At 39.2% G+C, this 19,566-nt stretch carries 21 protein-coding genes; 10 read left to right on the top strand and 11 right to left on the bottom strand.

Annotated elements, in window-relative coordinates; translation table 11 throughout:
- Nucleotides 1-169: 169 nt before the first annotated feature.
- The 3 genes from QMA08_RS04115 (at nucleotide 170) to QMA08_RS04105 (ending at nucleotide 2,710) form a co-directional block, all read left to right on the top strand.
- Nucleotides 170-598 carry a thioesterase family protein gene (locus tag QMA08_RS04115; protein ID WP_002958095.1) on the top strand — a complete coding sequence of 143 codons (429 nt, stop codon included), beginning with the start codon at nucleotides 170-172 and terminating at the stop codon, nucleotides 596-598.
- Nucleotides 599-616: 18 nt separating this feature from the next.
- Complete coding sequence (locus QMA08_RS04110) at nucleotides 617-1,669, top strand: aldo/keto reductase (RefSeq protein ID WP_272450756.1); 1,053 nt, start codon at nucleotides 617-619, stop codon at nucleotides 1,667-1,669.
- Between the two features lie 117 nt (nucleotides 1,670-1,786).
- A complete protein-coding gene (locus QMA08_RS04105; protein ID WP_182673315.1) occupies nucleotides 1,787-2,710 on the top strand; it encodes an ABC transporter substrate-binding protein in 924 nt (307 codons plus the stop codon).
- Here QMA08_RS04105 and QMA08_RS04100 read toward each other — a convergent pair.
- The 6 genes from QMA08_RS04100 to QMA08_RS04075 form a co-directional block, all read right to left on the bottom strand.
- Entirely contained in the window at nucleotides 2,661-3,281 is a 621-nt protein-coding gene (locus QMA08_RS04100) for a fumarylacetoacetate hydrolase family protein (RefSeq protein ID WP_290173765.1), read from the bottom strand. The genes QMA08_RS04105 and QMA08_RS04100 overlap by 50 nt on opposite strands.
- Nucleotides 3,282-3,528: 247 nt before the next feature.
- The gene (locus QMA08_RS04095) at nucleotides 3,529-5,496 is read right to left on the bottom strand and encodes a hybrid sensor histidine kinase/response regulator (protein ID WP_290173764.1); all 1,968 of its coding nucleotides are present in this window, start codon (nucleotides 5,494-5,496) and stop codon (nucleotides 3,529-3,531) included.
- Nucleotides 5,497-5,506: 10 nt separating this feature from the next.
- Nucleotides 5,507-5,968 (bottom strand): response regulator, encoded by a 462-nt coding sequence (locus tag QMA08_RS04090; protein ID WP_039485075.1) that lies wholly within the window; start codon nucleotides 5,966-5,968, stop codon nucleotides 5,507-5,509.
- A complete protein-coding gene (locus QMA08_RS04085) occupies nucleotides 5,969-7,453 on the bottom strand; it encodes a sensor histidine kinase (RefSeq protein WP_290173763.1) in 1,485 nt (494 codons plus the stop codon).
- Between the two features lie 38 nt (nucleotides 7,454-7,491).
- The gene (locus tag QMA08_RS04080; RefSeq protein WP_039485081.1) at nucleotides 7,492-7,701 is read right to left on the bottom strand and encodes a histidine kinase; all 210 of its coding nucleotides are present in this window, start codon (nucleotides 7,699-7,701) and stop codon (nucleotides 7,492-7,494) included.
- Between the two features lie 14 nt (nucleotides 7,702-7,715).
- Entirely contained in the window at nucleotides 7,716-9,056 is a 1,341-nt protein-coding gene (locus QMA08_RS04075) for a sigma-54 dependent transcriptional regulator (RefSeq protein WP_290173762.1), read from the bottom strand.
- 234 nt (nucleotides 9,057-9,290) lie between these two features.
- Here QMA08_RS04075 and QMA08_RS04070 point away from each other — a divergent pair, with 234 nt between their 5' ends.
- Complete coding sequence (locus QMA08_RS04070; protein ID WP_290173760.1) at nucleotides 9,291-9,806, top strand: NUDIX hydrolase; 516 nt, start codon at nucleotides 9,291-9,293, stop codon at nucleotides 9,804-9,806.
- A 217-nt stretch (nucleotides 9,807-10,023) separates the two neighbouring features.
- On the top strand, nucleotides 10,024-11,400 hold the full coding sequence (locus QMA08_RS04065) for an NAD-dependent succinate-semialdehyde dehydrogenase (protein ID WP_149602186.1): 1,377 nt from the start codon (nucleotides 10,024-10,026) through the stop codon (nucleotides 11,398-11,400).
- A 158-nt stretch (nucleotides 11,401-11,558) separates the two neighbouring features.
- Here the strand turns inward: QMA08_RS04065 and QMA08_RS04060 are convergent, their stop codons facing one another.
- Nucleotides 11,559-11,906: a hypothetical protein gene (locus QMA08_RS04060; protein ID WP_290173759.1), complete on the bottom strand. Its 348-nt coding sequence runs from the start codon at nucleotides 11,904-11,906 to the stop codon at nucleotides 11,559-11,561.
- 343 nt (nucleotides 11,907-12,249) lie between these two features.
- Between QMA08_RS04060 and QMA08_RS04055 the strand changes: the two genes are divergently transcribed.
- Together QMA08_RS04055 and QMA08_RS04050 are read left to right on the top strand one after the other, a co-directional pair.
- Nucleotides 12,250-12,657: a hypothetical protein gene (locus QMA08_RS04055; protein WP_182672802.1), complete on the top strand. Its 408-nt coding sequence runs from the start codon at nucleotides 12,250-12,252 to the stop codon at nucleotides 12,655-12,657.
- 114 nt (nucleotides 12,658-12,771) lie between these two features.
- Nucleotides 12,772-13,152: a VOC family protein gene (locus QMA08_RS04050; RefSeq protein WP_033020541.1), complete on the top strand. Its 381-nt coding sequence runs from the start codon at nucleotides 12,772-12,774 to the stop codon at nucleotides 13,150-13,152.
- 146 nt (nucleotides 13,153-13,298) lie between these two features.
- Here the strand turns inward: QMA08_RS04050 and QMA08_RS04045 are convergent, their stop codons facing one another.
- The 3 genes from QMA08_RS04045 to QMA08_RS04035 form a co-directional block, all read right to left on the bottom strand.
- Nucleotides 13,299-14,381, bottom strand: a complete 1,083-nt coding sequence (locus tag QMA08_RS04045; RefSeq protein WP_272450764.1) for an endonuclease/exonuclease/phosphatase family protein — start codon at nucleotides 14,379-14,381, stop codon at nucleotides 13,299-13,301.
- 23 nt (nucleotides 14,382-14,404) lie between these two features.
- The gene (locus QMA08_RS04040) at nucleotides 14,405-14,767 is read right to left on the bottom strand and encodes a hypothetical protein (protein WP_002958080.1); all 363 of its coding nucleotides are present in this window, start codon (nucleotides 14,765-14,767) and stop codon (nucleotides 14,405-14,407) included.
- Nucleotides 14,768-14,843: 76 nt separating this feature from the next.
- The gene (locus QMA08_RS04035; protein ID WP_039485113.1) at nucleotides 14,844-15,092 is read right to left on the bottom strand and encodes a TIGR03643 family protein; all 249 of its coding nucleotides are present in this window, start codon (nucleotides 15,090-15,092) and stop codon (nucleotides 14,844-14,846) included.
- A 123-nt stretch (nucleotides 15,093-15,215) separates the two neighbouring features.
- Here QMA08_RS04035 and QMA08_RS04030 point away from each other — a divergent pair, with 123 nt between their 5' ends.
- The 3 genes from QMA08_RS04030 (at nucleotide 15,216) to QMA08_RS04020 (ending at nucleotide 18,726) form a co-directional block, all read left to right on the top strand.
- Complete coding sequence (locus QMA08_RS04030) at nucleotides 15,216-15,905, top strand: transporter substrate-binding domain-containing protein (protein WP_272450766.1); 690 nt, start codon at nucleotides 15,216-15,218, stop codon at nucleotides 15,903-15,905.
- 29 nt (nucleotides 15,906-15,934) lie between these two features.
- Entirely contained in the window at nucleotides 15,935-16,591 is a 657-nt protein-coding gene (locus tag QMA08_RS04025; protein WP_007581509.1) for a YoaK family protein, read from the top strand.
- Nucleotides 16,592-16,665: 74 nt separating this feature from the next.
- On the top strand, nucleotides 16,666-18,726 hold the full coding sequence (locus QMA08_RS04020) for a TonB-dependent receptor (protein WP_290173758.1): 2,061 nt from the start codon (nucleotides 16,666-16,668) through the stop codon (nucleotides 18,724-18,726).
- 35 nt (nucleotides 18,727-18,761) lie between these two features.
- Here the strand turns inward: QMA08_RS04020 and QMA08_RS04015 are convergent, their stop codons facing one another.
- Nucleotides 18,762-19,553 (bottom strand): helix-turn-helix transcriptional regulator, encoded by a 792-nt coding sequence (locus tag QMA08_RS04015; RefSeq protein WP_290173757.1) that lies wholly within the window; start codon nucleotides 19,551-19,553, stop codon nucleotides 18,762-18,764.
- Between the last annotated feature and the right edge of the window lie 13 nt (nucleotides 19,554-19,566).

Here is a 19,566-nt window from a genome sequence, read left to right as displayed (position 1 = left end):
TGCATATTTTTACCTTTGTGTGTTTTTGTGTTTGTCTGTGTAATTTAACTGTAGACCTAAAATTAAACAGGTACAATCATCTTATAAAAAAAACATGCCATTAATTACCTTGAGCTCGTAACACCATGTTGATAATCTAAGTACTTTGAAAATCAAGGGCCAATAAATAATGCAAACGTTTAAAGATCAGCACCCTATTCATACCGATATCACCGTAGCATGGGCTGATATGGATGCGCTACAACACGTAAATAATGTAGTGTATTTACGTTACTTTGAAATAGCCCGAATCGACTTTTTAAATAAAATAAATCTGTTCGACACAATAAGCCCAAACGGTGTGGGCCCAGTAATAAGCGAAAATAACGTTCGCTATAAACGCCCAGTAACTTTTCCCGACACACTCACTGTAGGCGTTACAATTACAGATCTTAAAACAGATCGCTTTACCATGAACTACACCGTTTACAGCCATGCGCAAAAAGCAATAACGACTACGGGTGCATCTAAAGTTGTAATGTTTGATTTTACTACAGGGCAAAAAGCCCCAATCTCCGAGCCTCTTTTATCGGCTTTAATCAGCCATGCTCAAAACTAATTTAGTTAAGGAATTTTTATGCAATACAACCCACTAGGTAGCAGTGGCGTAAACGTATCTCGAGTGTGCCTAGGGAGTATGACTTGGGGTAAACAAAATACTCAAAGCGACGCTGATGAACAAATAGCCTACGCGCTCGAGCAAGGCGTAAACTTTATTGATACAGCCGAAATGTATGCTGTGCCTCCTTCGCCAGAGACCTATGGTAAAACCGAGGAAATTATTGGCAATTGGCTATCGCGTAATCAGCAAAAGCGCAGCGAAGTGGTACTAGCTACAAAAATTGCAGGCAATGGATTATCGTGGGTACGTGATGGCGGCAATATTACTCGCCAAACAGTAATAGAAGCCGTAGATGATTCACTTAAGCGACTTCAAACAGACTACATTGATTTATATCAACTACATTGGCCAAACCGCTCTACCCCTCACTTTGGCAGACAATGGCCCGGCACTCTTAAATTTACCGACGTAAATACACAAGAGCAACAAGCTAGTATGCTTGATATTCTAGAAGGCCTTAATGAATGTGTTAAAGCAGGTAAAATTAAGCACTGCGGTTTATCTGACGATACGCCATGGGGTATAAGCCAGTTCTTAAGTTTGGCCAAAGAGCATAACTTACCGCGTATGGTATCTATTCAAAATGAGTTTAGCTTAGCGCACGCTAAAGACTGGCCGTATTTAATAGAACAATGTGTACACGAAGATATTGCCTACTTACCGTGGTCGCCTTTAGCAGCCGGTTTATTAACGGGTAAATATCTAAATGGTGCTCGCCCAGAAGGTTCTCGTTGGACCTTCATGCAGCGTAACGGTATTTTTAGAGATACACCCAATGCAGAGCAAGCCACTAAGCAGTATGTTGAGCTGGCTCATGCAAACAATATTACTCCAGCACAACTAGCCTTAGCATGGTGTAACCAAGTAGATGGCGTAACTTCTTCAATTATTGGGGCAACATCTATAGCTCAATTAAAGGAAGATATAGACGCATTTAGCATAACGCTAAACGACGAAATTCTTAGTGAGATTAACACCATATTTAGAAACCATCCGATGCCTTATTAAGCATGTATGAGTTAAAAGCAGCCTTGAATGAGGTTGCTTTTAAACTAAAATATTTGACCCTACTACAACCAACACTATACTTTTATTAAGTTTTCTTAATTCAACGAACACTTATCAATGCTGAAAAACGGATACTATGCATTTTGCTTATTAATTGTATTCAACGCGCACGCCGTTGAGCAAAAAGTACAACCTCTAGAAGAAATTATTTGGCTGCAAAGTTACACGCCCCCTTTTCATATAGCTAAAAGTGAAAGCGCACCACAAGGCGGAATTTGCGACAACCTAACCGAGCAACTCATCAGAACCATAACTGATGTAAAACATACCCGCTTAATTGTTCCTCAGCAGCGTATAAATAAATATTTAAATGAAGGAAAAAATGTATGTTTTCCGTGTGTTATTTATAAAAAAAATAATAACCAACAACTTAACTACTCAAATCCAACAACGGTATATCCCCCATTTTCAATTATCACAACTAAAGAGCTAAAGCCGCAATTAGAAGAAAAGCACGGCTCGCCTATCCACCTTATTAATTTATTAACCGACCCGCAATATGTATACGGGCAAGCAGCTGCACGTAAATTTACAACTAAAATTAATACAATTATTGAAAATACAAAACGAGATAAAGAGTCTTCGTTAAGTTGGAATAGCGAAAATGAAAGTCAGGCTGTTATAGCACGCTTGAGTCACGGCTTTTTAGACTACTCAATTGATTACCCGTTTATGGCTGATTACTTTAATAAACAAGGGGAGTATACGAATATAGAAAGTGTGCCAATTGCAGAAAATGACATTCAATTTATAAGAGGAGCAATAGGCTGTGCGGCTAACGCACCTAATAATTTTGCACAGCAAGCCCTTAAAAAAATTAACCGCGCACTAAAAGCTAATGTACTCCAATCGCCTGAGTATCAACAAAGTCAGCATAATTGGCTTAAAACTACCTTTACTGACTTTGATAAACACTACCAACAGCAAGTCATTAATTTTTACTTACTTGCCACTGATGCTCAAGCAAACACTGATCATTAGCATAAAGCGCCACTGCAAAAATACTTTTAGCTGTTACCTCACCTACGCCCGACGGTGTACCTGTCATTATTACATCACCGTCTTCTAAGCTCATAAATTCACTAATTTCTTGTAAAATTGAGTCAGGGTTGTGCAGCATAAAATGAGTATCACCTCGCTGAACCACTTCATTATTAATTTTAAGTTCAAAGGTAAAGTGCTTCATTGCATCAGTTAACGCTACAAAATCAGTTAAAATTACAGAGCCGTCGAACGCTTTAGCGCGCTCCCATGGAAGCCCTTTATTTTTTAATTTACTTTGCACAGTACGCTTAGTTAAATCAAGGCCGAGTCCAACACCTGCAAATTTTTTATTTTTAACTACAAAACATAGCTCGGTTTCATAATGCAGCGTATCGCCGTTGTGAGCTGCAAATAACGTATTAGTAATTGCGCTATTTGGCTTATTAAATAAAACCATTTGCTCTGGCGTTTCGTTATTTAGCTCTGCAATGTGTGCTGTATAATTACGCCCAACACACACTACTTTTGATGGTGTTAATTCTTCAGATACTAACTTTATTGAATGCATATAAATAATTTCTCAGTTATTGGACCTGTTGACCTTTCAGGATTAAAATTTGTTCAATCTAGGGGCTAAGTAAAAACCGAGCAACAAAGAGTAAATAGCCCCTGGGCATAACCCTTCGGGCAGCGCATGTTTGGCATTTGTGCTACGTTATCGCCTATTTATGGGGAATAACCACACTACACAGGCTCTGCCTTGCCTAAATACCAAACATACTGCTGCAAATTTAACCTCGAAAGATAAACAGGCCCTAGCTAATAAGCGTTTCAAGTAAGCTCAAATTAATAGGTTTAAGTAAAACCCGGTCAATATTTAAATCTTTTATTTCTCTAGGGTCTGGCTCTGCGCCACTTACAATCACCAAGCGTAGCTCTGGATATCGTTCATTAATTTGCTGACCTAAGTCAACGCCACGACCATCAGGTAAATGCATATCTAACAATACCTTATTAAATTGCTGATCGTGATTAAGTATTTGCAAACATTGTGCGCAGCTAGACGCAATGACGGTTTCAACGCCTAAACTTTCTAAAAGTAGTTGCGTAATTTGCGCTGCATCATGATCGTCTTCCACAAGTAAAAAGCGCTGCTTTTTCTCGGTTAAGCCATTACTACAATTTATATCTTTAGCTTGCGGTGCATGCTCTGGCGCTACCAAGTAATCTTGCAAACATTGATATAAAGCCGCGCTATCAACAGGCTTTGGTATTACATCGTTAAAACCAAGTGCAGCAAGCTCCTCATGTATGCCTTTCATCGTAGCGGCAGTGAGCGCAATTATTGGGCCTTTGTAGCCCATTTTTCTAAGCTCTATGGTAGCTTCCTTGCCGCCCATTACAGGCATATGAATATCAATAAAAATAATATCGTAAGGCGCTTTATACGCATCTGCTATGCGTACTTTTTCAAGTGCTTGCTGGCCATGTTCGGCATAATCTACGCGCGCACCACAGGTACTGATCATATGACCAACTAACATGCGTAAATCACGTAAATCATCAACCACTAACACTCGCCCATGCACTTTGCATGGAGCCGATTTACTTTGTAATTGTGGGGCACTACTAAAATTAAGTACTTGTCGTTCTACTTCGCTAATATCACCTGGATACACCGAAATCGTAAATGTAGAACCTTTGCCTATTTCAGAGTGCAAACTAATATCACCGTGCATACGCGCTAACAATTCAGCACATATTGCCAAACCTAAGCCTGCGCCACCTACAGAGCGTGATTCTACATCGGCTATTTGTTCAAAAGGCTTAAATATAAGTTCTTGTTTTTCAGGGGCAATGCCCATACCTGAATCTTTAATGCTAAAAAATAGCATTTCGCGATTATCAACCCATTGCGTCCACGCATTAACAACAATTTCGCCTTTATCGGTAAATTTAACCGCATTGTTTATTAGATTTATTAAAATTTGACGAACTCTTGTTGCATCCAGTCGTGCAACCAAAGGTAATGGCTGATGAGATTCAAAGCGCAGCGTAAGGCCCTTATCAAGCACCGATACGCGCATTAGCGTGTAAACATCGGCAAGCATGCTATCAAGGTTAACTTCGCTTAGGGTCAGCTCCAGTTTATCGGCTGCTATTTTAGATAAGTCGAGCACATCGTTTAACAAGCTCAATAAGTGTTTACCATTTCGATAAATAACACCCAATTCATTTTCAGCTTGCTGACTAAAATCGCTCTGCATTAACAGTTCGGTGTAACCTAAAATAGACGATAGAGGAGTACGTAACTCATGGCTCAAATGAGCTAAAAATCGATCTTTTGAACGGTTTTCGGCTTCAGCTTTTAAGCGCTCTACTCTCTCGCCTTCAACATCTTTACGTGCCAAAGCATAACGAATAGCACGTGCAAAGCGGCTCGAACTCATTTCTGTTTTAATTAAGTAATCTACTGCACCGGCATCAAGCGCCGCCGAGTCTAACTCGTCGTTTGACTGCCCGGTAAGCATAATAATGGGTCCGCTAAAGCCATTGGCAATTGCTTCTTTTAATACATCTAAACCATTCGATGCACCCAAGCGGTAATCAAGCAGGCAAATGTCGTGCTCATTTTTGCTAAGCGTTGCAATTGCCTGCTCTGGGGAGCTTATCCATTGAATGTTAAACGTGTGTGAATCCAATTGGTCCAGATAGTCGCAGGTGAGTATGTAATCATCTTCATCGTCTTCTACAAGCAGCAACTGAGTCACTTTATCTAACATACAATCTCCATTAATCGTTAAATGTTGTCGGTAGCTCTACAAATTCTACCCAGTATTTTCCTAGCGTTTTCATCAAATCAACCAAACCATCAAACGTTACTGGTTTTGTAATGTAAGATGCAGCACCTAAGTTATACCCTTTAACCATGTCTTCTTCTTGTTTAGACGTAGTTAATATAACAACCGGAATTCCCTTTAAGTTAGGGTTTCCTTTTATAGCTTCAAGCGCTTCACGGCCATCCATTCTAGGCATATTTAAATCAAGTAATATAAGTCCAGGACGCGGCGAAACGGCTTTGTCTTCAAACTTACCTTTACGCTCTAAATACTCAAGCAACTCAACGCCATCTTCAACAAAGTGAAGCTCGTTAAGTACACGGCTTTCAGCAAGGGCATCTTGTGTTAACAAACGATCATCTTCATCGTCGTCTGCCATTAAAATAGTAATCGGTTTTACTTTTGAATAGGGCATTTAAGCCTCTCCTTGCAATGTGAAAAGCTCAGCTTCCACAGGTAGTTTTATAATAAAGGTTGCACCTTCACCGTCTTTACTTTGGGCTGTAATTGTTCCGCCGTGGCGCTCCACAATACGCCTACATACAGAAAGGCCAATACCCGTGCCTTTATATTGTGAGCGTCCATGTAAGCGTTGAAACGGTACAAATATTTTATCGGCATAGTCTTGTGAAAAACCAATACCGTTATCTTCTATGGTAATAACTTGAAAACTTAAATGTGCATTATGATCCGCACTAAATATGTCTTCATCTTGATAACTAATTTTTATGTGTGGGTTTACGTTGGGACGCCTAAATTTAACAGCGTTCGACAACAAGTTTAAAAACAGCTGCTGCATTTGGCTTTTATCGGCCTGAATAACTGGCAAATCATCTACATCAATTTGTGCTTCAGACTCTTTTATCGCTATCTCTAAATCACTTAATATATCAGCTACAACTTCATTTAAATTCGTGTCATCAAAATCTTTACCACGCGTTGTAATTCGCGAAAACTCTAATAAGTCGTTTATTAAATTAGACATACGCTGCGCTGCATTTTTCATGCGCCCAATGTAATCCATCCCCTTTTCACCCAATTCATCTTTAAACATGGTTTCAAGACGGTCGCTAAAGGCTTGGATTTTTCTAAGAGGTTCTTGTAAATCATGGCTTGCTACAAAAGCAAACTCTTCAAGCTCTCGGTTACTACGGCTCAATTCATCTGAATATAATGTTAGCTCTTGTGTCCGCTCAGAAACCTTTATTGCTAAAGTTTCGTTTTGTTTTTCAAGCTCAAAACGATATTGTGCTGCATTTCTTAAATTAAGGCGCGTCATAATAAACATACCAATAATCAGTAACGCACTCGTTATTGCTGTTATAGCGAATGTAATTTTAGCTTCATTTTTAATCTGTGCTAATTTAGAAAAATGGCTTACTTTAAAGAGTAATTCGCGGTCTTGAATTTCATTAACATACTCTCTAATTTGCTTGTAAAGCTTTCTTCCTTTATGCGTATTTAATACATACAACGCACGTCTTTCTTTGTCATCTAGCGCAAGGTTTACAGTTTGTTTTAATTCTTTAATTTTACTATCTACAAGAACTAACAACTGGGCTATACGCTCAGCTTGACCGTCAATCTCAGAGTGAAGCGACTTGACATGTTCTGTTTGCGCTTCAATTTGGCCTACAGCATCGTAGTACGGCGTTAAATAATCAGCCTCTTCTGTCAATAAATAACCACGCTGTCCTGACTCAGCCTGCACTATGGATAGATGCAGCTTCTCAATTGCAGTGGTTAGCATGCTAGTGTTGTCTAAACTTTTTTGGGTTTGTGTTAAGCCTTGAATCGTATTCAATGCTAAAAATGCGTTGCCCACAATAATACCTAGCACAACCACCATAAATGTTGCCCAAGTGATATTCGCCTTACCTTGCTGTTTTTTCTTGCTCATTTAGCTTCCCGAATTAAAGTTTATACAACACTTAATATTTATTGAGAGTCTGATATTTTTTGCAAACTTTCGCTGCACTGTTGGCAATTATTGATAATTTTATCAAGTGCATCTAACGCTTTTTCTTTTGGCATATCGTTTTCAAGTACCAATTTAATCAGCTCAGCATTCATCGAAATACGATTTAGCGGCCCTCTTGCATCGTGTACTAATTTATTGAGTTGCTCTGTTTGGTTATCGGATGTCATGCCCTTCCTCAAATCTATTTATATTCGCCAATACCGCCATATGCATTAAGGCGGTTATAAAGTGTTTTAGTACTAATACCCAGCATTTGTGCAGCAAGCGTTTTATTACCTTGCACCTTATCAAGCGTTGCATGAATAAGTTCTTTTTCAACTTCTTCAATTGTTTGCCCTGCTGATACAGGCTTTTCGGCAGCTTGATTATTAACGCGCGAAAAAGGTGACTCTAAGTTATCAGGTAAAATAATGTCGCCAGTTTGTGGGTCGCTCATAATAAATGCACGGTGTATAGCATGGCGGAGCTCTCGCACATTACCCGGCCATTCATAGCTTTGCAGCTCTTTGAGCTGTGCGGCAGTCCAACTAAAGGCAGTGCCGTTTTCGTCATTAAGTTGATCTAAAAAGGCTTTTGCTAATAAAGGTACATCTTCTTTTCTATCGCGAAGTGGCGGTATATCAATAGGAAAAACAGCCAACCTAAAGTAAATATCTTCACGAATAACATTATTTTGTGCTAAATCGGTAAGCGAGCGGTTAGTAGCTGAAATAACACGGCAATTGGTTGGTATTTCTCTGTTACCACCTACGCGTGTTACCTTTTTAGTTTCAAGCACTCGCAGTAAATTTGGCTGCATATCAATTGGCATTTCAGTTACTTCGTCTAAAAACAAAGTACCGTTATTTGATTGCTCAAATACACCTTCTTTACGTGCAATTGCGCCTGTAAATGCGCCTTTTTCGTGGCCAAATAACTCACTACCAATTAACTCTTTTGAAAGTGCGCCACAGTTGCTAGCAACTAATGGCCCTTCGCACTGGCTTGCGTTATGAATAGCTTGAGCCACTACTTCTTTACCTGCACCACTTTCACCCATAAGCATCACGTTAGCATTTGTTTTAGCTACGCGTTCAATCATGTTGTAAAGCTTTTGCATTGGCTCAGATTCACCAATTAAACCGCCAAAGTGGCGTACAATACCGCTCGACTTTGCTTTTTTAACTGCTTTTTTAGGACCATTTAAAACGAGTTCTAAATCTTCACGTTGTAATGGTTTTAATAAATGCCCTACATTTGGCTCACACATATCAGCTAAAATACCTTTAACTGAAGGATGGCCCGAAATAAGTGTAATTTTTGGAGATTGCCCAATCGTTTTTAAGTGATCAAGTAAGTGCAAACCGCTACCATCAGGCAGCATAAAATCAAGCAGCACATGATCAAAGGTATTATTTTCAAACCATTGATGTGCTTCTTTTAAACTGGTAGCTGTGCTTATATTGTGGCCGAGGAATTCGACTATGTGGCAAACAACGTCACTAAATTCAACGTCATCATCTACTAAAAGTATGTCTAACATGATAAATCCCTATGCTTTTTTCTTATTCTACGCATCCTAGATATTAATTTAAAGGTGCGCCCAGAATCTAATTTTTAAAATAAACTTAAGCGATTAAATGCTATAAATGTTACCAACCTAATATTTACGTATGCTGAAAAAAATCGATCATAAATTATGATTAATAATTAAAATCGTTTCTATTTATAGAATGGTAGCAACTATTATTATTAAAAACCTAAAAAAGGAGACGAAATGCAGCAATTAAAAACCTTAATACATTCAGGTATTAATATTGACCAAGGCACCCAATTTACACGCTTAACAGCTCGCGCCATTGTAATTAAAAATAATAAAATACTTTTAATGTATACAAACCGTTATGAAGACTACAGCCTACCCGGCGGTGGAGTAGATGACGGCGAAAGTATTGAGCAAGGCTTAATTCGCGAACTAAGCGAGGAAACCGGTGCACAACAAATAAGTATAGTTAAAGCTTTTGGACTCTATGAAGAGTATCGCCCTTGGTATAAAGACGATTTTGATATTATTCATATTAAATCGTATTGCTTTGTATGTAATATTGCCGACGAGTTTGGCAAAGCGCAGTTAGAGCATTACGAGCAGCAAAATGGCATGACAGCCAAATGGGTTGATATTAACGACGCAATTGCACATAACGAGCGCACCATTGCTAACAGTGAAAAACAAGGGCTTTCTATTTTACGAGAAACTTACTTATTAAAGCGCATTGCAAAGGAGCTAATATAAAGCTCTGTGTTTGCCCCAGAGGGTGTTGTAAATTTTGCAACGCCCAGAATATTTTACTGCCTCGAGCACTTCAATTTTTATATTTAAAAAATACCCCCTTCAACAAAAATATAAATTTAACTAATAAAATCAGATGGATAAAAACAAAATCAACTTATGATAAAAACTGGCTCTAGCCTTGCACCTTTTAAATAACTAAATTTGTAAGGAGATAGAAATGAGTAACACAGTTAAAACGATTAATCCCGCAACTGAGCAAACCATTGAAACCTATACACTACTTTCTCAAAAGGAAGCAGAACAGGTAATCGAAAAATCTCACGAAACATATTTAAAATGGCGATTAACGTCATTCACTGAACGTGCAAAATGCCTTAATAAGTTAGCCTCACTCTTTGAAGATCAAAAAGAAGCTATTGCAAAACTCATGACCGAAGAAATGGGTAAAGTTTATGAGCAAGGCTTTCAAGAAGTTGAACTATGTGCAGGAATTTGTCGTTATACAGCCGAACAAGGCCCACAAGTACTTGCTGACGAAGAACGTGATATGGACGGCGGCCGCGCAATTATCAGCTACCAACCAACAGGTGTACTATTAGGTATTCAACCGTGGAACTTTCCGCTTTATCAGGTAATTCGCTACAGTGCTGCTAACATCATGGCGGGTAACACAACCGTATTAAAGCATGCTGGTAATGTATTTGGCATGGCTGAAAAAATAGAAGAGCTATTTAAACAAGCTGGTTTCCCAGAGTATTGCTTTAACAATTTACTTATCGACGGCAAAACAGCCAGTTCTTTAATTTCGCACAAAGCAATTAGCGGCGTAACCTTTACCGGTAGTGATGCTACAGGTAAAAAAGTAGCAGAAGAAGCAGGTAAACACGTTAAGAAAACAGTGTTAGAGCTTGGTAGTAACGACGCTTACTTAGTACTTGATGACGCAGACCTAGAGCTTGCAGTTAAAACCTGTGTAACCGGGCGCATGATCAATAACGGTGAAACGTGTGTTTCAGCTAAACGCTTTGTTGTTGTAGAGTCACTTTACGATGACTTTAAAGCGCAAATTAAAGAGCAATTTGAAGCCATGAAAATGGGCGACCCAATGGCTGATGACACAGACTTAGGTCCAATGGCACGTGAGGATCTACGCGACGGTATTCACGACCAAGTAATGGAATCAGTTAAAGCAGGTGCAAACATAGTAACGGGCGGCGAAATACCTTCGCAAACAGGCTATTACTACCCACCTACTCTACTAGATAACTTAGCCCCTGGTATGCCAGCCTACGACGACGAATTATTTGGCCCAGTAGCTTCGCTTATTAAAGCCAAAGACAACGACGATGCAATGCGCATCGCTAACGACTCTCGCTACGGTTTAGGCGGCGGTATTTTCTCTAAAGATGAGAAAAAAGCCATTGAACTAGCTAAAAAGTACTTCGACACCGGTATGATCAATATTAACGGCTACGGTTTAGCACAACCTAACCTACCGTTTGGTGGTGTTAAAGAAAGTGGCTACGGCCGAGAGCACGGCGGCTTTGGTATGCGCGAATTTGTGAATATCAAATGTATTATGATCAATAGCTAATTTAGCCTTAAATACTAGTACATTAAAAAACCTAAAAGTGGGTAACCGCTTTTAGGTTTTTTTAACTTTAAAATTAGATTACAGAAGAGCTTAGTCTTTACTAAGTTCAAACCACAAAGCAACTACACAGTAATAACTGTAAATGAGCAGTTTGCTTTTTAATAATTATCAACATACAAGAATAATATAATAAATTCAGAGGCACTAATTGCAGCTAGCTGCATTATCAGCAAAAACATAATACCAATCCCAGCCTGAGGGTCAGGTTCAATACCAAAGACAAGTACTGGCGCTAAAGTAATAGTACATAATGCAGCTATAATTCTAATAAAAATGAGCCGTTTATTTTTATAGTTTTTAGCGTTAGCTAAAAAATATAGAAGCAAATAAGGCAACAGCATAAACGCAAAGCCAATTTCAGTTGGCATCCAGTACTTAATAGCAACAGCAACTAAAGATAAAACAGCAAGCGCCTTAACTGGGTAGTACATTTTTTTATAATTCACATGCTTTCCTTTGCACGCAGTGCTTTATTAGCACCAAATAAAATATTGCCGAACAATATAAAAACTTTAACTATGCAATGCAATCTATTTCACTAGACTTAACCTGACAGGCAACAATGAGCGCTAACCGGTCGTTCGGGTGAGTCGCCATTAACTTAGTAATAATATATGGAAACTTTCCCCTTTTTACATATTTATATAAGCTACAGTAAGCATAATATTTATAGCTGGCAATAACTTATAGTATTTGCTATTAATATAAGTTCACAAAATAAGGATGTCTTCGCGCTAAAATAGGGAGGTGTCCTCTGATAAAGTTGTTATACATTTAGAAGGAGGTGTAGTGATCCGTGCTCTTAAAATTTTAATTTTTGGACTATTTAGTGGACCAATTCTAGCCGAATTAATCGGTTTCATATCCCCTTTTGTCATGTTACGAAATGAAGAATTAGGTTATCAATTCCAAGATTCAGCTTATTACATCGGAGCATTTTCAAGTGTGTTTTTTTCAGTAGCATTGCTGTTCGCTGCTTTTAACACGTCAAAGATTTCCTATAAAATTGGGAGCTCTGTTATAGCTTTACTTTACATAATTTCCTCGTGTTATGTTTTTCTCGACAGTGAGAGCCGAATGGAAACGATAATCTATGGCTTAAATTATTTGTGCAGTGTGGCTAGTTTAACTTTAGGGGCCTTTATCGCCTTACACTGTTTTAAAAACACAACTCACTCTGTATATAAACATGCATAACAACTCAGTAAACTCGCTCACTACGTTCGCTGGGACGCATACACGCAGGGCGGCTTCGCTATTATGCTTATGTGCCTGCGCCCGTTATTGAAAAGTTATACGCTAGGAGTTTAAATGGAACTTAACCAGGTTACTTTACCAGTAAAAGATATGGATGTTGCTGTTAACTTTTATCTAAAACTCGGCTTCACTCAAATTGTCGATACGCCCCATTACACAAGGTTTTCTTGCCCAGATGGGAATTCTACTTTTTCCTTATCACTCGAATCCAGTGAATTTGAAAACAGTTCTGTGATTTACTTCGAGCATGAAAAACTTGATGAACTGTGTGCTGAGTTGACCAAAAAAGGTTTTCAGTTTGAACAACAGCCGACAGAGCAACGGTACTTGTGGAAAGAAGCAATACTTAAAGATCCGTCTGGTAATAAAATCAAACTTTACTGGGCAGGTGAAAACCGCTTAAATCCTCCTTGGAAAGTTGAGAAACGCGTATAACAAGTGACTTAGGTTATGAGCATCCGTCATGGCACTTTCTAGCCACTCGACAACATAAACGTGGTAGTCGTGTTGTTGCTAGCCAATTCATTATTTTTGTCGGATGGCGTGGCTTCGCCACTTATCCGACCTACACTGCCTAATAGCTATAACTTTTCCTCAAACCTCGGCACTTTTCGCTTATCTGCCTTATTCATAGCAAGCTCTTGGATTTCTTCATGCTTTAGATCTTCGGGTTTATCTTCTAGTGACTCCTGATTGGCGTTCTCAAAAGAAAGCTCAGTAAGTAGCGCAAAGTGATCAGAGCCATACTTAGCTAAGCGCTTAATACGTTTTACTTTAAAGCCTTCGCTGTGAAATAAGTGATCGAGCGGCCAACGCATAAAAAAGTAGCTTGCATGAAAGGTGTTATAAAAACCACGGCCTTTTCGAGGGTCTAAAAAGCCACTTATTTGCATAAATAAACGGGTGCTACGCGACCATGCTACGTCGTTTAAATCACCGGCAACTATGGTAGGTCGTGTTGGGTTTTTAAGTGCTTTAGCCACCATTATTAGCTCTGAGTCGCGCGGACGCGATGAGTCTTCCTCTGTCGGGCTTGGTGGTGCTGGGTGAATAAAGTGCCCTTGCATTTGCAGGCCTTCATCGTTTTCAAACAAAATATGAATTGAGGGAATATCTTCTTCTATTAGCTCACATATTTGTGCATCGAGTATTTTAAACTTGCTATATAAGTGCATGCCGTAACGATTGTCTTTAGGGCATTCTATGTAATACGGGTAATTTTTTTTAATGACTGATAATTTATTTTCCCACCAGCTATCGCTCTCAAGCGTAATAAGTAGGTCGGGTTGGTGCTCATCTACAAGGCTAATTAGCTGCTCACTTTTATGGTTCGACATCAGTACATTTGCCGACATAATTCGTACGCTGTGGTCTATATGCTTTGGTGCGCTTTGCACTTCTTTTTTAGCAAGCCACGTATACGGGTAAATCCATTTACCTTGTAAAATCATTATAAGTAATGAGGTTAAGGCTATAAATACATAACCTATTGCGCTACTTTGCCATAATAAAAACAACGATGTAACGGCTACAAAACTGGCAATATAAAATACTTGTAAGCGCACAAAGTCGCAGCTACGCACTAAGTAATGCTGGCTGTACGACATAGGCAACAAGGTAACCAGTAAAAAAAAGCCAATAATTATAGCCAACGCAATAAGCATTTTAATATCCTTATAAAGTTAATTTAGCGACTTAAAATTGAAAGTATTTCTCGGGTGTCGTGCACCATATGGATAACTGTACGGTCTATTTCTATACTCACTGTACCATTATCTCTAGAGCGTTCAATCACTCTACCTCGTTTATATAAATCACGATCTAAATAGTCGCCTCTGTGGTAGCTTTTACTTAGCCCTGGTGGCGTCCAACCTGCGCGAATTAACTGCTTTGCCTCTTTTTTAGAAAGGTAGTCATTGTCGTTGTGTTTATGTGAATGATGCTTATTATGGCCGTGTTTATGACCATGCTTATCTTTATGCGGTTTTGCGTCGGCGCTTATTGAACATAAAGCCAATGCTATTAGTGTTGTGTATGTTAGTGCTCTCATAAATAATCTCTAGCGTAATTAATAGCTAAAGGTTAACAAACACGGCTGAACATCATATGAAACAGCTTACACTTATTTAACGTTGTTTATATTGTGTTTTACAGTGGCTTCGCATAATAGCGGGATCGCGTAATTTTAAGTGTTTTGTTTTACGACCAGCATGGCGTTTACGCCACACTTTAAAACTGCCTTTTGAAATATGTTCGCGCATAAATACCACCAGCTGGGAGTATTTTAATCCGTATAACTGCTCTATTGCCTCAAAAGGGGTTCTATCTTCCCACGCCATTTCGATAATGCGTGACTGCTGCTCTGCGTTAAACATGGTATATCTCACAAAATTTAACTTATACGCTAGGTAAAAATACTTAGATCAATGCAATTAAGCTCAGTAACTGTATAATTGGCGTTCAATTTATGTATTTTAAAAGATATCGAATTTTTATTTATGCGCGCAATATTTCTGTTTTTAGCTTTAACTTTACCTTCGTTATTACTTGCAGCGCCAAGTAAAACTTTGCGGTGCGTAACAACCCACTACCCGCCTTTTACTATATTTGATGAGAAAAGCGATACGTTCACGGGTTTAGATATTGAATACTTAACCTTTATTGAGCGTAATTTAAATCTTAAAATTGACGTAATTCATCTGCCATGGGCGCGCGTTAAAAAAGAAATGGCGCTGGGCTACTACGACTGCTATTTCTCTTTGGCCAATACAGAGGAACGAGCAGAGTATTTAGATTTTACAAGCGTGCCCTTGCATACTACTAAGTATGGTTTATTTGCTTTAAACAAAGATAAACTGCTCACTGACGATTTATCAAATACCCCAATAGCGATGCTACGCGGTGTTGCTGTGCCTGAGGTTATTGCTAAAAAGTATAAACTTGATGAGAATAATCTGCTTCGCTCACTTTCAACTAAAGACACTTTTGAGCTGCTAGAAAAAAATCGCGTTGAATACGCAATAACTAACTATCAGGCGGGTTTGTGGTACTCAAAGGAATATAAAAACGTATACGCTAGGCAGCTCAATGAGTTTACGTTTCCTACTTACATTGCTTTTAAGCGTGGCGTAATAGATACAAAATTAGTTGATGAGCAAATAAAGCGTTTTAAAGCACAAACTCAATAATTAACACTGCACACGTTAAGAGATAACCAATGTTTACAAAACTACCAAAGTGGGTTGAATATGGCGCGTTTACGCTCGCATTTATAGCGGGCATAGTAAACGCTGTAGGCTTATTAGGATTTGAACATCAGGCTATTTCGCATGTATCTGGCTCTGTTACTTTACTTGGTATTAAAGCAATAACTAATCCCAGTACTGCCTTATTGTTACTTTCAATAATTGTTAGCTTTATGTTGGGTTCGGCACTGTCGGGCTTTTTGCTCTCTGGTGGCTCTTTAAAACTTGGTCGTCATTACGACACTTTGCTTTTTATTGAAGGATTGCTACTACTTGCGAGTGCTTATTTACTCAAAAACACATTCGTTTACGGCATTATTTTAACGTCTGCTGCGTGTGGGTTACAAAATGCGCTAGCAACTAATTACAGTGGTGCTGTTATACGTACGACACATTTAACCGGTATTTTTACTGACCTTGGTTTAATGCTAGGTAAAGCGCTTAAAGGTGAGCAATTTGATACCCGTAAAGGCGTTATGTTTTTACTCATTATTGCAGGCTTTTTACTAGGCGGTATAACCGGCTACGTTTTATTTAAGCATTACTTAGTGCTGGCTTTGGTGTTTCCTGCTGTGGCTTGTTTTGTTTTATCAATTACGTATCGGGTTTATAGGTTACGTACGCTTTAACGCAACGAGTTTAAAAGCACATTAAAACCGCATATTATAGAGGTAATGCAATATAGATTACTTTCAAGGAATGTATGAAACCTTATTTTTTGCCGCTGATATTACCCTTTAGCCACACTGCGTTTGCCGATAATCAAAATAATGATGCAATAGAAACCATAACAACTACGGCATCACGTATTGAAGCACTATCGACCCCACTCCCTTTATCAATAAGCACACTTAGTGAAGCACAGCTAAATAGCATAGCGCCTACCCATATTGAAGAAGCCCTGCAACGTGTAGCAGGGGCTAATATTCAACGCGGAAATGGCCAAGAGTATTTACCCGCGCTTCGCTCACAAGTGCTTTCGGGCGCAGGCGCTTGTGGTGGCATATTGACTTTGGAGGATGGTATACCACTTAGAGCCGCTGGGTTTTGTAATATAAACGAGCTATTTGAGGCGCACAGCGAAATGGCGCAGCGCATTGAAGTGCTAAAAGGCCCTGGCTCTGCACTTTATGGCTCAAATGCTGTGCATGGGGTTATTAATGTAATAACGCCCGACACTACTCAAGGCGGTGGTTTAGTTGGTTTAGATTATGGCTCGTACGGTTATACTCGCTACAAATTACGTGCAGGACAAGATTACGGCAACAGCGGTATAGGCATTAACGCAAGTGTTACCGACGATAGCGGTTACCGCGACGACGAAAGCGTAGAACAACAAAAAGTAAATATTCGCCATCGCTATTCAAATAATAATTTATTACTTACCTCAGGCCTTACTTACACAAATCTTGATCAGCAAACGGCTGGATTTATTACAGGCTTTGAAAGCTATAAAAACGAAGACCTCTCGCAAAAAAACTTTGACCCAGACGCATTTAGAAAAGCACGTGCATTTAGAGCATGGAGCAATGCAACATGGCAATTAAATAACGATGATGTGCTCTCTACTACGTTATATTTTCGCGACCAAAGCATGGACTTTTTTAAGCACTTTTTACCCGGCACACCGCTTGAAAAAAACAGTCAAACAGGGTTTGGCGTACAATCGCTTTATCAATATAATTTACAAAGTAATATAAAAATAAACCTAGGGCTTGACGGCGAATACACGCAAGCCGATTTTACTCAAAGCCAAAACGAGCCCACTCAAGGTTCTGCTTTTTTAGTTGCTACAGTGCCACAAGGTAAGCATTACGATTACGATGTAAACGCCACGCTTTATGCCCCTTTTGCATCTATTGATTGGCAATTAAATAAGTGGTTACTTACCGCAGGTGTGCGCTACGAGCATATGCAGTACGACTACACCAATAATATGCTTGCAGGTAGAACAAAAGACGACGGCACAGAATGCGGCTTTGGTGGCTGCCGATACAGCCGCCCTGAAAGTGGGAAAAATAGTTTTAGTAATCTATCGCCAAAGCTTGGGGTCAGTTATCAGTACAATACAAATAACACGCTTTATGCAAACTTTTCTCGCGGTTACAGAGCGCCACAAGCGGCTGAGCTATACCAATTACAACGCGAGCAAACCACTGCAAATTTAAGCGCCGAAATAGCCAATAATGCAGAACTGGGTATTAAAGGAATTTACGAAAAACTACTTTATGGCGTGTCACTTTACGCTATGAGTAAACACAATACGATTTACCGCGATAGCGATTTTTTTACGGTAAATAATGGCAGCTCTCGCCATCGTGGTATTGAGCTTGAACTTGACTACCAGCTAACGCAGTCGCTTGCGCTTAACTTTGCAGGCACTCACGCAAAGCATACTTATACTAACAACCAAATACTTAACGGTTTAAATATAAACGGCAACGACATAGATACCGCGCCGCGTAATATTGCTAATCTCGATTTAACATGGCAGGCATTAAACAACGCGCAATTTGCTTTGCAGTGGCATCGCGTTGGTAACTACTACACCGACCCAGAAAATTTAAATAAATACCAAGGGCATGATGTTTTAAGCCTACGCGCACAGTGGCAAGTTACTAATAACCTTGAAGTGCTTGCCCGCATTATTAATTTAACTAATAAGGCTTATGCGGAGCGGGCCGATTACACCAGTTTTACCGGCGACAGGTACTTTCCTGGCAAACCACGTAACGCGATGCTTTCGGCAACTTATACGTGGTAATGCTTATTAAGGGCTAAACTTATTTAAGAGCTAAGCTAATTTAACTGATTTAAGTCGCTCATGTATTTCATGGGCGACTTTTTCATTACCTTTTTAAACATAGTAATAAACGCACTAACCGACTCATACCCTAATAACTCCGACACCTGCTGCACACTTTGCTTATCTGATAGCGCTTTTAAGGCTGTAATTATATGCAATTGCGTACGCCATTTTCCAAATGTCATACCGGTTTCTTTTTTTATTAACCTCGCTAATGTGCGCTCAGTTAATGCAAACTGCTTAGCCCATTGTGGTAGTGTTTTTCGGTTATTTGGCATATTTATAAGCTGATCGCTCATGGTTTGAATTACCTCATTTTTAGATAATACAAAATCCAGTGGTTGTACGGGCATTTCAATAAGTTGATCAAATAACACCTGCGCTAAACGCGCTGTTTTACTATTTAAAGTATAGTGCTGATTATGCGCAGCCAACTCGCACATTAGCTCTTTAACTAACGGCGTAATAGCTAACGTACAAGTATTTAGCGGCATACCGCTTTTACTACTATCAATAAATAAATGACAAAGCTGCGCGTTATCAGACGCCCTATTACTATGCACCTTTTGTGCTGGGATCCAAATTGCACTGTGCGTAGGCACCATCCACATTTTGGCCGACACTTCACACGTTACATAACCATGCAGCGCTAAAATTAATTGCCCTTTTGGATGGGTGTGCAGTGGTATTTCGTGACTTGCATGGGCATGCTCTATTTTGGCTATTATGGGCTGCGCCATAGTTTCAAAATTTTTAATGTCGTCCCAACCAATTGCATCAAACATAGTTTTGTCTGTT

The sequence above is a fragment of the Pseudoalteromonas sp. APC 3355 genome, from assembly GCF_030407615.1.
GTDB classification, from domain to species: domain Bacteria; phylum Pseudomonadota; class Gammaproteobacteria; order Enterobacterales; family Alteromonadaceae; genus Pseudoalteromonas; species Pseudoalteromonas distincta.
The sequence above is the reverse complement of the archived record's forward strand: the minus strand, read 5'-3'. Positions and strand labels throughout refer to the sequence as shown.

Excerpts from the sequence above, each read along its gene's own strand:
- QMA08_RS04115 (WP_002958095.1), top strand. The coding sequence starts at position 170 with ATGCAAACGTTTAAAGATCAGCACCCTATTCATACCGATATCACCGTA.
- QMA08_RS04110 (WP_272450756.1), top strand. The coding sequence starts at position 617 with ATGCAATACAACCCACTAGGTAGCAGTGGCGTAAACGTATCTCGAGTG.
- QMA08_RS04105 (WP_182673315.1), top strand. The coding sequence starts at position 1,787 with ATGCTGAAAAACGGATACTATGCATTTTGCTTATTAATTGTATTCAAC.
- QMA08_RS04100 (WP_290173765.1), bottom strand. The coding sequence starts at position 3,281 with ATGCATTCAATAAAGTTAGTATCTGAAGAATTAACACCATCAAAAGTA.
- QMA08_RS04095 (WP_290173764.1), bottom strand. The coding sequence starts at position 5,496 with ATGTTAGATAAAGTGACTCAGTTGCTGCTTGTAGAAGACGATGAAGAT.
- QMA08_RS04090 (WP_039485075.1), bottom strand. The coding sequence starts at position 5,968 with ATGCCCTATTCAAAAGTAAAACCGATTACTATTTTAATGGCAGACGAC.
- QMA08_RS04085 (WP_290173763.1), bottom strand. The coding sequence starts at position 7,453 with ATGAGCAAGAAAAAACAGCAAGGTAAGGCGAATATCACTTGGGCAACA.
- QMA08_RS04080 (WP_039485081.1), bottom strand. The coding sequence starts at position 7,701 with ATGACATCCGATAACCAAACAGAGCAACTCAATAAATTAGTACACGAT.
- QMA08_RS04075 (WP_290173762.1), bottom strand. The coding sequence starts at position 9,056 with ATGTTAGACATACTTTTAGTAGATGATGACGTTGAATTTAGTGACGTT.
- QMA08_RS04070 (WP_290173760.1), top strand. The coding sequence starts at position 9,291 with ATGCAGCAATTAAAAACCTTAATACATTCAGGTATTAATATTGACCAA.
- QMA08_RS04065 (WP_149602186.1), top strand. The coding sequence starts at position 10,024 with ATGAGTAACACAGTTAAAACGATTAATCCCGCAACTGAGCAAACCATT.
- QMA08_RS04050 (WP_033020541.1), top strand. The coding sequence starts at position 12,772 with ATGGAACTTAACCAGGTTACTTTACCAGTAAAAGATATGGATGTTGCT.
- QMA08_RS04045 (WP_272450764.1), bottom strand. The coding sequence starts at position 14,381 with ATGCTTATTGCGTTGGCTATAATTATTGGCTTTTTTTTACTGGTTACC.
- QMA08_RS04040 (WP_002958080.1), bottom strand. The coding sequence starts at position 14,767 with ATGAGAGCACTAACATACACAACACTAATAGCATTGGCTTTATGTTCA.
- QMA08_RS04035 (WP_039485113.1), bottom strand. The coding sequence starts at position 15,092 with ATGTTTAACGCAGAGCAGCAGTCACGCATTATCGAAATGGCGTGGGAA.
- QMA08_RS04030 (WP_272450766.1), top strand. The coding sequence starts at position 15,216 with ATGCGCGCAATATTTCTGTTTTTAGCTTTAACTTTACCTTCGTTATTA.
- QMA08_RS04025 (WP_007581509.1), top strand. The coding sequence starts at position 15,935 with ATGTTTACAAAACTACCAAAGTGGGTTGAATATGGCGCGTTTACGCTC.
- QMA08_RS04020 (WP_290173758.1), top strand. The coding sequence starts at position 16,666 with ATGAAACCTTATTTTTTGCCGCTGATATTACCCTTTAGCCACACTGCG.
- QMA08_RS04015 (WP_290173757.1), bottom strand. The coding sequence starts at position 19,553 with ATGTTTGATGCAATTGGTTGGGACGACATTAAAAATTTTGAAACTATG.